We start from the raw sequence: 13,085 nt of genomic DNA, 5'->3' as shown, positions 1-13,085 counted from the left end.
TTTACATTAATTTGGCAGCCTCATTTTTCAGGATGCTTTTATTTAAGATTACCCCTAATACGAGCGTTGCAATCACCATTGCGATTGCGACATACAGAAATCCATTAACGACACCGAGGAACAAGGCATTATATACTGTCGCACCTAAAATACCGCCTGAAATCGGTCCTAAAACCGGCACAATTGCATATTTGAAGTTTGAAGACCCTTTTCCGGGTATCGGCATTAAAAAGTGAGCAAGTCTTGGACCAAAGTCACGTGCAGGGTTGATTGCATATCCTGTTGTCCCGCCGAGACTTAAACCGATTGCCGTAATTAAAACACCGACAATTAACGGATTCAGACCATCAGTGAAATCATTTGCACCGATAAACATTAAACCCATTACAAGGATAAATGTGCCGATCATTTCACTTGTAAAATTGGCAACATAGTTTTTGTATCCAGGTGCAGTCGCATAAACACCAAGTTTTGTATCCGGATTTTCTTCAGCCTTAAAGTGCGGCATGAAGTGGAACCATACGAGAAGGGCACCAAGCATTGCACCTAAAACCTGACTGATGATATATGGAACGACATCCGCCCACGGAAATTCTCCGGCAAATGCGAAACCGAGTGTTACCGCCGGATTAATATGTGCATCTGAAAACTGTCCGACAGCGTAGACGGCAAGTGTTACTGCAAACCCCCATGCAAATGAAATCACTACCCAGCCGCCGTCTTTAGCTCCTGAACCTTTCAAGGTTACGTTGGCACAGACACCTGCACCGAAGAGAATCAAGATAGCGGTTCCAATAAATTCTGCAATATATGCATTCATTATGTTTTCACCCCTTATATTTTGTTAAAAGACTAAAAAAACCCGCACTGATAGCTATGTACTAACTATTAGCGCGGGCTCTATATCTCCACAGTCTATTAACTTATCCTTAATGTACTCGACCAGGGCGGGAATGTCAAATAAATTTTTTCAATACAGGTAAATATTTGTTTAATCCCTGAACCAAAGCTTCCGGTTTGAAGTGGTGACATATCTTGCGCCGGCTTCAATCGCGTCATCTACTTCCTTCATGGTTTCAATCAGACCGCCTGCAATGACGTCCACATTGACTTCATTGCTGAATAAACGAATGACTTTTGGTACGACACCTGGAAGAACTTCAATTGAATCGGGGGAAGTCTGCTTGATCAGCTCAAGACTTTTTTCAATTGCAGAAGAATCAATAACAAACACACGTAAAATTGTCCGGATACCGAGTGACTTTGCACGTTTGATAATCCGTCCCCGTGTAGTGACGATTCCTGTCGGCTTAAATTTTTGATGAATATATTCAAGTGCTTCAGTATCGACAGAAAGTCCTTTTATTAAATCCAGATGCAGATAGACTTTAAAACCATGGGATTTAATTGTCTTGATATGGCTTTCGAGATGTCCTATATGGATATCAAGTACCACCACTTCATCGTATTCTGAACCTATGAGTTTTTCAAAGTCACGTAATGAACGGACTGCAGGTAAGATGTTTTTCATCAAAAGTCTCCTAAAAGTGTGTAATAATTATGAGTATACTAGAAAAATGGACGGAGGCAAATTATGGATGAGAAATTACTTGGTTCTAAGTATGATTTAATTCAGGCGCCTATGGCGGGTGTAACGACACCAAAACTTGTGATAAACGTCATAAAAGCAGGTGGATTCGGGATGCTTGCTGCAGGTGATGTAAAGCCGCAGGTGCTTGAGAGATGGATTGATGAAGTCAAAAATGAAACGACACAGTCATTCGGAGTTAATTTCTTTGTGCCGCGCCGGTTTAGTGTGACAGATGAAGAATTTAAGCAGGCGGCAAAACTCTTCCGCCCGCTGTATGATTCAGCAGGCATCCGGATGGACTTGAACACGCCGGCAGTATATGAAGATGTTGAAAAAAACTTTTTTAACCAAGTTAAAACGGCTTTAAATAAAGGGATAAAAGTATTTTCATTTATATTTGGAGTGCCGCCTGAATCTGTAAGAGAAGACATAAAAAATGCCGGCGGTACAATCATTGCGACCGCCACCACAGCGGATGAAGCGGCAGTTTTGGAAGAGTGTGGTGCAGATATCATTGTGGCACAGGGGAAAGCTGCAGGGGGACACAGAGGCTCATTTCTTAAGAGTGTCCGTGACAGCTTTGTCGAAACATATGATCTGGTGGCTCAGATTAAAGAAGACTCACAACTTCCAGTCATTGCAGCAGGGGGAATTATGACGGGTGTTGACATCAAAAAATTGATGACAATCAGTGACGGTGTCCAGCTCGGAACAGCATTTATTCCTTGTGCTGAAAGCGGTGCATCAAATATTCATAAGGAAACGGTTTTGTCAGGGAAAGGCGAAACAAAGCTGACAACAGCATTTACAGGAAGAGAAGCGAGAGCCGTACGGAATAAAATCATGGATGAAATTGAGAATATCAATGCGGTGGTTGAATACCCGGTTCAAAGAGGGCTGACAGGCGGACTGCAGCAGTATGGTAAAGATATGCATAAAAAAGAGTATGCGATGATGCTTGCAGGAGAGAATTTTACTGAGAGCAGAAACTTAACTGTCGGGGAACTGATTAAAGTACTGGTTGACGAAGCGGGCGGAAGTTTATAAAAGAACGTAAAAAACCAGGCGTGAGCCTGGTTTTAATGTTCGTCCTGAACAGCTTTAGAGTCATCTTTCATAATGACATCAAGGATAAATACTGTCAGTGAGATGATGACTGCCAGTAAAATACCGCTGTATACATTTAAAGGGCCGCCGCCTGCAAGACTGTTTAATATAAAGTTAACCATTTGAGTCAGCAAGAATGCCCAGAAGAAAGTCACAATATATCTCATTGGGGTTTACCTCCACTCCAATTTCCATTCGTAATTCATTAACTATAATTATAAATTAAGTTAGAAAAAAAGTATAGACTAAATCGCAACTTACAAAATTCAGTCACAATTTAGTGATTGGGAGGTTACAGCTGTTTTGTCATTCGAAAAGCTGAAATGATCAATCCGGCTCATTCAGTATTTAATATTCAAATTAAAATGTCGGGATTAACAGGAAATTTATAAATGAACCAGAGGAATCATAAATAGTGTGAAAATTACCTGTCAGCTGTCTTTTAGGTAAAATAAATAAAAATATTTTTACTTGAAAGTTTTAATTAGAAAAATAATTATAAGCAGGAAAGAATGTTTATAATTAGTAAAAATTAAGATATAATCTATATGTAACCGTTTTCAAATACGAAATAAGTGACATACGCAACATATTGAAAAAAATAACACGATGGTGTATATTAAATTTCATTAATACTGAATTTTATTGTAAAGGACATACAGTTAATTGAATTTGCCGCAGGGATTATTTACAATATACTAATAAGTGTTAATATCTAAATTATCAGTCAATTGGTATACATACTATTATTTCAGCGTACAGATTGATGATTGAAAGAAAAATTCGTTATTTTTATACTGAATTTTGCGAAATTTTCGTGAATTCTATTGTTAAATATATCGAATCACAGGGAGAATGGGGGATTAAGAATGGCGGACAAGTTATTAGAAGTTAATCATTTAACAACTTCTTTTAAAATTGATGGTAAATACTATCCGGCAGTGGATGATGTTTCAATCAGTATTAAACCAAATGAAGTGCTTGCACTTGTTGGTGAATCCGGTTCTGGTAAAAGTGCAACAGCTTTCTCATTAATGGGGCTGCATAAGCACGCGCGTATTGAAGGAGAGGTTTTATTCAAAGGGGAAAACATCATTAATTATAATGAAAATAAGATGAATAAAATCCGCGGCGGAGAAATGGCGATGGTGTTCCAGGATCCAATGACCGCTTTGAATCCATTAATGAAAATAAAAAAACAAATCATTGAAACGCTCGAGATTCATGGTACAAAGAAAAAAGGAGAGCGTGAGGCATACGCAGTTGAACTGCTGGACAGAGTAGGGATTCCACGTCCTGAACGTGTTGCTGAAAGTTTTCCGCATGAATTATCGGGTGGTATGAGACAGCGTGTGGTGATTGCGATTGCGATTGCAAACAGACCGAGACTATTAATCGCAGATGAGCCGACAACAGCGCTCGATGTAACCATTCAAGCACAGATTCTGGATTTAATCCGTGAACTTCAGGATGATTTAAATTCAGGTGTACTTCTGATTACACATGACCTCGGTGTAGTGGCTGAAATGGCCGATAGAGTGGCTGTAATGTACGCCGGTCAGATTGTTGAGATTGCACCGGCAAAAGAGCTGTTTAAAAATCCGAAACACCCGTATACAAGGTCATTATTGAATTCATTACCGACTGAAGACATGCTTGGAGACAAGCTCCATGTGATTCAAGGTGTAGTTCCGCCGCTTAACAAGATGGATAGAGACGGCTGCCGGTTTGCACCGCGTATTCCATGGATTGATGAGTCGGAACATGAGCATCAGCCGGAACTAAGAGAAATCAGTCCGGGGCACCATGTAAGATGTACATGTTACAAAAACTTCTTCCTTGAGTCAGCTGAAGATGCTTTGGAAACGACAAAAGAAGTGGAAGCTGCACAATTTGCCGCGTCCGGTGAAGGAGGAAGCGGGTCATGAGTGAAAACATTTTAGAAATTAATGACTTGAAAGTTCACTATCCTATTAAAGGCGGTTTTTTCAACACAGTCAAAGACCATGTTAAAGCAGTGGACGGTGTCAGCCTCAGTATTCCGGTGGGGACGACATACGGTCTTGTAGGTGAATCCGGTTCAGGAAAGACTACAACCGGTAAAGCTGTCATGGGTTTGAACCATGTTACTGAAGGCAGCATCCTGTATGAAGGAAAAAGCCTGAATGAAAAAGATAAGAAGGTCAAAGTACAAAAAGACATTCAAATGATATTTCAGGATCCCTATTCATCGTTAAATGTGCGTAAACGTGTATTTGATATTGTCAGTGAACCGATAAGAAATTATCATAAACGGACTAAGGCAGAATTAATCGAAGAAGTTCTTGATCTATTGGACAGAGTGGGACTTCCGCCGGGTTCATTATATAAGTACCCTCACGAATTTTCAGGCGGGCAGCGTCAGAGAATCGGAGTGGCGAGAGCAATCGCATTGAATCCTAAGTTGATTATTGCAGATGAACCTGTATCTGCACTGGACGTTTCCGTACAGGCACAGGTACTGAATTTCCTGCAGGAAATTCAGCAGGAGATGAATTTAACAATGATGTTCATCGCCCATGACCTCGGAGTGGTACGTCACATGTGCCAGCATATCGGTATTATGTATCACGGCAGAATCGTTGAAGAAGGTACAGCAGAGGATATCTTCAGAAACCCTCAGCATTTATATACGAAACGTTTAATTGCAGCAATACCTGATACTGACGTTGATAAAGTGGAAAGCAATCTGGAACTTCGCAGGCAGATTAAAGAAGAGTACGATCAGAACTTTGGAGATTTTCTTGATGATGAAGGACGTGCTTTTCCACTACAATCCATTTCGGACACGCATAAAGTTGCGCTGCCGGTGAAAGGTTGATTAAGATATGCTGAAATTTACAATTAGACGTTTATTAGTTACATTTCCGCAGCTTGTTGTTCTGAGTGTGCTGGTGTTCATACTGGGATCTTTAATGCCGGGAGATGCGTTATCCGGTATGATTGACCCGAATATTCCGGCTGAAGCAATTGAAGCGAGACGAGAAGCACTTGGATTGAATAATCCATGGTATATTCAGTACAGAGACTGGATTGTAAACATGTTCCAGGGGGATTTTGGACGTTCAATCTTCCATCAGCGTCCTGTAGTTGATGTTATCGGCGACCGCATGTGGAACACTATCTGGCTGAGTTTATTATCGACAATATTTATCTATGTTATCGGTCTGCCGCTTGGTCTGATTTCCGGCCGTTACAACGATACACTGATTGACAGTGCAATCACAGGTTATACTTATTTAGGATTTGCGACACCGACATTTATTTTCGGTCTGGTGATGTTATGGATTTTCGGTTACAACCTTGGATGGTTCCCGACAGGCGGAACAGTATCTCCGGGACTTGAACAAGGCTCGTTTGAATTTTTCATCAGTAAGATTAATCATTTAATACTGCCGAGTTTATCCATCGCACTCATCGGTGTCGTCGGCACCGTGCAGTATTTACGAAGCGGTGTTATTGAAACAAAACAGAAAGACTTTATCACACTGGCACGTGCGAAAGGTGTTAAAACCAATGTCTTATACGTGAAGCATGTATTTAGAAACTCTATTATTCCTATTGTGGCATTCTTCGGTTATGAGATTACAGCACTGCTTGGCGGCTCTGTACTTATAGAAAGAATTTACTCATATCCAGGAATGGGGCAGCTGTTCCTGGAATCCATCTCAACACGTGATTTCAGTGTTGCGAATGTGTTAATTCTGATTTACGGATTCCTGGCAATTCTTGGTGCACTACTATCTGACATTATTTTAAGTATCGTAGATCCAAGGATCCGTATTAAATAAGGGGGGACGTCAAAGTGAATAAAGAAAATGAAAATAACAAAAATGTTACTAATGATGAAGAATCAAAAGATGTAAATAAAGGCCGTCTCAACACAGATAATAATACGGATAACAATCAATATAAGAAGAATGTGGACCCTTACAACAGTGCGCGTGATGATGAACAGACATACAGGGGAACGGAAATGCCGACACATGTCAACATGGGTATGCCGCCTGGGGCTGCAGATCATGGAGCAATCGATCATAAAAATCTTCCGAAAAGTACACCGGGTTGGAAAGTACTTGTCGGTGAATTGATTGCAGATAAACTCGCTTTATTCTCACTGATTATCTTTGTGCTTCTGACAACGTATGTGTTTGGACTGACACTCTTTTTAGACCGTGCAGAAATTGTTACAGTTGATTTATTTGCAATTAACCAGCCGCCGGATGAGACATTCCGCTTAGGAACAGACTACGGCGGACGTGATATATTCGGACAGCTGATTATCGGAACACGTAACTCACTTGCCATCGGTTTCTTAGTGACACTGATGAGTGTCGGTTTCGGTATTGCTTACGGACTTGTATCAGGCTACTTTGCAGGACAAATCGATAACGCGTTAATGCGTGTCGTTGACTTTTTCATCGTATTGCCGTTCCTGATGATCGTTATCGTGTTTGTTACAATTGTACCTTCATACGATATCTATACATTCAGTTTAATTATGGCTGCATTCTTATGGATGGGGACCGCAAGGATGGTGCGTTCACTGGCGCTTCAGGAAAAAGAACTGGACTACATCAATGCATCCAGAACGCTTGGCAGTTCCCACTTCAAAATATTGTTTACACAGATGATGCCGAACTTAGTCGGAATCATTATTGTCAACAGTACGTTATCACTTGCAGCAAATATCGGTATTGAATCCGGGCTTTCATTTCTTGGTTTCGGATTCCCGGAAGATTATCCATCACTTGGAACGTTGATGGCTTATGCAACACAGACGCAGACATTACAGCACAGATGGTGGATCTGGCTCCCTGCTGCGATTATGATTTTAGTGTTAATGCTTTGTGTACGTAACATTGGTGAAGCATTACGACGTGCCGGAGATGCGAGACAGCGTCAGGCATAATTTGAATTTTTGTTGAGAAATACCCTGTGGTTACTTAAATAGTAACCCGGGGTATTTTTGCGTTGTTGCTCTGCCTTGGTGAAAGTTATCGGATGTAAGTATGTATGAATCTAATGTTATTTTCTGTAAATTTATAAATATAATAAATTAAATGATAAATAAAATTAATTGGACTTAAATTATAAAATTACATTCAAAATAAAATTTTATATTCAGTATTCACAATCTTTACAAATTATTGTTGTTTATTAACATTAATATGATAAAATTATTATCATAAGTAGTTTCCAAAAATTGTGGAATTACATATTTTATTTGATATAAAATTTCAGAAATATTTGAATTTAATATCATATGAAAAGTTAAAAAAAGGGAGGATTTATTGATGGAGAGAAACACATGGTCAAAACTGTTGTTTGCTTTACCTGTCAGTACTGCACTTTTACTTGGTGCCTGCGGCGGGGATTCAAGTGAAGAGGGTGAATCAGCAGACAGCGGCAGTGATAGTAACGGAGAGATATACAACTACGAGGATTTTCCGCAGACTGTTACGAATGATACAGAACCGACAGGCGAGGGTGTCCTGAAAGTCGGATATGCGTCTGATACACCATTTGAAGGCACTTTAAACTGGGCATTTTATCAGGGGAACCCGGATAGTGTCATGATGGAATATTTTGATGAGCCTGTATTTACAATTGATGATGATTTACAGTATACGAATGACGGTGCGATGACATTTGAAGTAGATGAGGATAATAGACAGGTGACATTTACCCTGCGTGAAGGTATTGAGTGGCATGACGGGGAACCTGTAACAATTGATGATTATGTTGCCTCCTATGAAGTCATTGGACATCCGGATTATGACGGTGTCCGCGGTGCAGATGACGGCTTTACACTGATTGAGGGATATAATGAATATAAAGCCGGTGAGGCAGATGAAATTTCAGGTATTGAAGTGATTGATGATCATACCGCGGTATTTACTTATACCGAACTCTCGCCTTCATTGACTGCAGGCGGCTTTTGGGCATATGTATTCCCGGAACATTACTATGAGGGTGTAGAAGTTGCGGATATGTCAAGTGCACCACAAACACGTGAAAACCCAATTGGTATCGGACCTTACAAAGTAGATTCGATTACTTCCGGAGAGTCAATTGTGTATACAAAAAATGAAAATTACTGGAGAGGCGAACCTAATCTTGACGGAGTGGAAGTTTCAGTCATTGCGCCATCCTCTATTGCGAATGCAGTAGAAACAGGTGACGTTCATTTAGTTGAGGGATTCCCTGCAGACCAGTTCCCTGACGTTGCAGATATGGAAGGCGTCGAGTGGTTGTCCCAGATTGAAGGATCATATACTTACCTTGGCTTTAAACTTGGTGAGTGGGATGCCGAAAACAGTCGGGTCGATTACAAACCGGAAGAAATGAAAATGGGTGACAAAGAGCTTCGCCGTGCAATGTGGCATGCGATTGATAACGATGCAATCGGTGAACGTTTCTACAATGGCTTACGCTGGAAGGCAACATCGCTGATAACACCTTATCATGCAAACTGGCATAATTCTGAAATTGATGTTCCGGATTATGATCCGGAAGAAGCAAACCGAATTCTGGATGAAGCAGGCTATGAAGATACAGATGGTGACGGTCTTCGTGAAAATCCCGACGGCGAACCGCTTGAAATTCAGTTTGCGTCAATGAGCGGCGGAGATATTGCTGAACCGCTGGCGAACTATTATATTCAGTCATGGGCGGAAGTTGGTCTGGATGTTTCATTGACAAACGGACGTTTGATTGAGTTTAATACATTTTATGACATGGTTGAAAATGATGATCCGTCAATCGACATCTACCAGGGCGCATGGAGTGTAGGTACAGATGTAGATCCTGCAGGATTATACGGCCCTGATGCTTCATTCAATTATCCGCGTTATGCATCGGAGGAAAGTACAGAGCTCCTTCAGCAGGGCGTCTCTGAAGAAGCTTTTGATGTAGACAGACGTATTGAAATTTATAATGACTGGCAGGAATTGATGGCAGAAGAAATCCCGGTGATTCCGACACTATACCGTGCTGAAGTGACGCCGGTAAATGAGAATGTAGTGAATTACGGTCTTGATATTGGTTATAATGAAGAGAATCTTCTGTATAACCTTGGGTTAAGTGAAAATGAATAATCTTTAATAAGAGCAGTAACCGGCGTATATTATATATGCCGGTTATTATTTTTTATTTCAAAGAAAAAAATTAATTATAAAATAATTTATGAAAGCCTTTACATTTTCGGGTATTAATTTATAATTAAAATTGTAATAGAAAAACTTTTAATATTTTTATAATGAAATTATCAGAAAATTAATTAAGTACTCCTTATTTTTATAGTGTTATAAAATATAACATGGAAATAATTGTGTTTAATTACACTATAAAATGTAATTTGAAATTGATTTTTCTGACAATTATGCTATTATAATTAATAAGAACATTACATAATTATTACATCAAGAAATTCTAATCCAAATATTGGTACTAAATTTCAGACCGACTGAAATTTGAGTATATATTAGTTTAAACTCATATTAAAAAGGGGAGGAAAAATGATGACGAAATTATCGTGGTCAAGAATTACGTTTTTTATGATGTTGGTTTTCGTTTTAGCGCTTGCTGCATGCGGCGGTGGTAACGACGACTCTTCTGGCGATGAAGGTACAGATGATACTGAAGAATCAGAAGGCGGGGACAGCGGAGAAGCATCTGGAGATGTGTATAACTATGAGGATTTCCCTCAAACAGTTTCAAATGATGCAGAACCAACAGGAGAAGGCGTTTTAAAAGTCGGATATTCTTCTGATACACCATTTGAAGGCACTTTGAACTGGGCGTTTTATAACGGTAACCCAGATTCTATTATGCTAAGCTATTTTGATGAATCAGTATTTACAGTAGATGAGGATTTACAATATACAAATGACGGTGCAATGACATTTGAAGTTGATGAGGAGAACAAACAGGTTACTTTCACATTAAACGAAAATGTAACATGGCATGACGGAGAACCTGCAACAATCAATGACTATGTTGCTTCTCATGAAATCATCGGACATCCGGATTATGACGGTGTTCGTGCAGCAGATGAAGGTTTCACGTTAATTGAAGGATACAATGAGTACCAGGCTGGAGAAGCAGATGAAATTTCCGGTATTGAAGTGATTGATGATCAGACAGCAGTATTTACTTATACGGCACTTTCACCATCACTGACAGCGGGCGGTTTCTGGGCTTACTTATTCCCTGAACACTACTATGAGGGTGTAGAAGTGGCGGATATGTCAGCAGCACCTCAGACTCGTGAAAACCCGATTGGTATCGGACCTTACATGGTAGATTCAATTACACCGGGTGAGGCAATTGTTTACACTAAGAACGAAGATTACTGGAGAGGCGAGCCTCAGCTTGACGGAGTTGAAGTATCTGTAATTTCACCATCTTCTATTGTTAATGCAGTAGAAAGCGGCGATATTCATTACGTAGAAGGCTTCCCGACTGACCAGTTCCCTGATGTAGCGGACATGGAAGGTGTCGAGTGGCTTGCACAGCTTGAAGGTTCTTACACTTACATCGGCTTTAAATTAGGATCCTGGGATGCTGAAAACAGCCAGGTAAACTATACGCCGGATGAAATGAAAATGGGCGACAAAGAACTCCGCCGTGCAATGTGGCACGCGATGGATAACGATGCAATCGGCGAACGTTTCTACAACGGCTTACGCTGGAAAGCAACTTCACTGATTACGCCTTACCATGCAAGCTGGCATAATGACGAAGTAGAAGTACCTGACTATAATCCGGAAGAAGCAAACCGCATCTTGGATGAAGCAGGCTATGAAGATGTGGACGGCGACGGTCTTCGTGAAGATCCGGACGGTGAACCACTTGAAATTCAGTTTGCATCAATGAGCGGCGGCGACATCGCTGAACCTCTTGCAAACTACTACATCCAGTCATGGAGAGAAATTGGTTTGAATGTTGTTTTAACAAACGGACGTTTAATCGAGTTCAACACATTCTATGACATGGTTGAAAACGACGATCCATCAATTGATATCTACCAAGGTGCATGGAGTGTAGGTACTGATGTAGACCCAGGTGGTTTATACGGTCCTAACGCATCATTCAACTACCCGCGTTATGCAACTGAAGAAAGCAATGAGCTGATTGCACAGGGCGTTTCTGAAGAAGCATTTGATATAGACTACCGTATGGATGTCTATAACCAGTGGCAGGAATTAATGGTTGAAGAAATGCCTGTTATCCCAACACTTTACCGTGCATATGTGAACCCGGTTAGTGAGCAGGTTGTAAACTACTCCGAGGAAGTAGCATTCAGTGATGAGCATGCGTTATACAATGTTGGTTTATCTGAATAAGTATTAAATGAATGACACCCGCTTCTGCGGGTGTCATTTTTGTTACTTTTCTTTTTTCTTAACTGGAATCCATACTTCACTATAAGCATAGCTGTCACGACTTTGGCTCATTTCAGTTAATGAAAATCCAGGTACATCCAGCTGTTCAAAGTTGGATGACGGAAACCATTCTGCAGCAATCTGTGCCATAGTATTCTGCAGTGTTTCAGGAAACGGTCCTTCATTCGGAAATACGGCCCAGGTGTTTGCGGGAACATTAATTGTCTCGAGGCAGTCTTTAATATTTTCAGAGGTGGTTAATACACCAATCATGTGTGTTAATCCGCCTTCTTCTTTAATGAAGTTTTCATCTGCATCGTAAGACACATTGACAATCTGCCGGGGATCAATATTCTGTATGCATCTCATCTCTTCTTTCTGACTGTCTGTAATACTGTCTGCAAGTTCTTTGACAGCATGATTGACCCCTTCAAACTGTATCGGAACTCTTTTTTGTACACCTGCAAATTGAAAAGCAGGCATTTCGACGATTCTTGTTTCCATTGTTTCTCCACCTTTCACATCAATATAGAAAGTCAACTTTGGAAAAGAAAGTATTGTATTGTTTTTCTTTACTTCAGAAGGCAGAAATCCACACCAGTTTTTAAATGCTCTGGAGAAACCCTCCACAGATTGATAACCAAACTTAAAAGCAATATCTGTGACAGTTTCTCCGTGAAAAAGCGCCTGTCCGGCAACTGAAAATTTCCGCTGTTTAATGTACTGATTTAAAGAGATTCCTGCAAGAGCCTGAAAGATTTTTTTGAAATGAAAGTCTGACTCTCCTACATAATCTGCAACATCTTCGCTGGATATATCTTCTGTTAAATGACGTTCAATATATTCTACAGCATCATTTAAATTTTTAAGCATTAACATTCAACCCTTTCAATTCCATGTATCAAGCATATACATATTTACTTTTTATGACTTGATATTTTTATGTTAAAACAGTCAAG

General features: G+C 40.1%; 11 protein-coding genes. 7 read left to right on the top strand and 4 right to left on the bottom strand.

What is annotated here, in order from left to right; all coding sequences use genetic code 11:
- Position 1: 1 nt before the first annotated feature.
- Positions 2-820 carry an MIP/aquaporin family protein gene (locus ACFSX4_RS06395; RefSeq protein ID WP_377772698.1) on the bottom strand — a complete coding sequence of 273 codons (819 nt, stop codon included), beginning with the start codon at positions 818-820 and terminating at the stop codon, positions 2-4.
- 171 nt (positions 821-991) lie between these two features.
- Complete coding sequence (locus ACFSX4_RS06390) at positions 992-1,534, bottom strand: glycerol-3-phosphate responsive antiterminator (RefSeq protein ID WP_377772696.1); 543 nt, start codon at positions 1,532-1,534, stop codon at positions 992-994.
- Positions 1,535-1,594: 60 nt separating this feature from the next.
- Between ACFSX4_RS06390 and ACFSX4_RS06385 the strand changes: the two genes are divergently transcribed.
- A complete protein-coding gene (locus ACFSX4_RS06385) occupies positions 1,595-2,638 on the top strand; it encodes an NAD(P)H-dependent flavin oxidoreductase (protein ID WP_377772694.1) in 1,044 nt (347 codons plus the stop codon).
- Between the two features lie 32 nt (positions 2,639-2,670).
- Here ACFSX4_RS06385 and ACFSX4_RS06380 read toward each other — a convergent pair whose 3' ends face one another.
- Entirely contained in the window at positions 2,671-2,865 is a 195-nt protein-coding gene (locus ACFSX4_RS06380) for a YjzD family protein (RefSeq protein ID WP_377772692.1), read from the bottom strand.
- 702 nt (positions 2,866-3,567) lie between these two features.
- Between ACFSX4_RS06380 and ACFSX4_RS06375 the strand changes: the two genes are divergently transcribed.
- The 6 genes from ACFSX4_RS06375 (at position 3,568) to ACFSX4_RS06350 (ending at position 12,087) form a co-directional block, all read left to right on the top strand.
- A complete protein-coding gene (locus ACFSX4_RS06375; protein WP_377772690.1) occupies positions 3,568-4,626 on the top strand; it encodes an ABC transporter ATP-binding protein in 1,059 nt (352 codons plus the stop codon).
- Positions 4,623-5,558, top strand: a complete 936-nt coding sequence (locus ACFSX4_RS06370; RefSeq protein WP_377772688.1) for an ATP-binding cassette domain-containing protein — start codon at positions 4,623-4,625, stop codon at positions 5,556-5,558. Before ACFSX4_RS06375 ends, ACFSX4_RS06370 begins: the two co-directional genes overlap by 4 nt.
- A gap of 7 nt (positions 5,559-5,565) precedes the next feature.
- Positions 5,566-6,528, top strand: coding sequence for an oligopeptide ABC transporter permease (gene opp4B, locus ACFSX4_RS06365; RefSeq protein WP_377772686.1), 963 nt, complete (start codon positions 5,566-5,568; stop codon positions 6,526-6,528).
- Between the two features lie 209 nt (positions 6,529-6,737).
- Positions 6,738-7,649, top strand: a complete 912-nt coding sequence (locus tag ACFSX4_RS06360; RefSeq protein WP_377773463.1) for an ABC transporter permease — start codon at positions 6,738-6,740, stop codon at positions 7,647-7,649.
- 385 nt (positions 7,650-8,034) lie between these two features.
- On the top strand, positions 8,035-9,837 hold the full coding sequence (locus tag ACFSX4_RS06355; RefSeq protein ID WP_377772684.1) for an oligopeptide ABC transporter substrate-binding protein: 1,803 nt from the start codon (positions 8,035-8,037) through the stop codon (positions 9,835-9,837).
- Positions 9,838-10,260: 423 nt separating this feature from the next.
- A complete protein-coding gene (locus ACFSX4_RS06350) occupies positions 10,261-12,087 on the top strand; it encodes an oligopeptide ABC transporter substrate-binding protein (protein WP_377772682.1) in 1,827 nt (608 codons plus the stop codon).
- Positions 12,088-12,129: 42 nt separating this feature from the next.
- Here the strand turns inward: ACFSX4_RS06350 and ACFSX4_RS06345 are convergent, their stop codons facing one another.
- Entirely contained in the window at positions 12,130-12,999 is an 870-nt protein-coding gene (locus ACFSX4_RS06345; RefSeq protein ID WP_377772680.1) for an AraC family transcriptional regulator, read from the bottom strand.
- Between the last annotated feature and the right edge of the window lie 86 nt (positions 13,000-13,085).

The organism is Corticicoccus populi (genome assembly GCF_042686195.1).
Classification (GTDB): Bacteria; Bacillota; Bacilli; order Staphylococcales; family Salinicoccaceae; genus Corticicoccus; species Corticicoccus populi.
The sequence above is the reverse complement of the archived record's forward strand: the minus strand, read 5'-3'. Positions and strand labels throughout refer to the sequence as shown.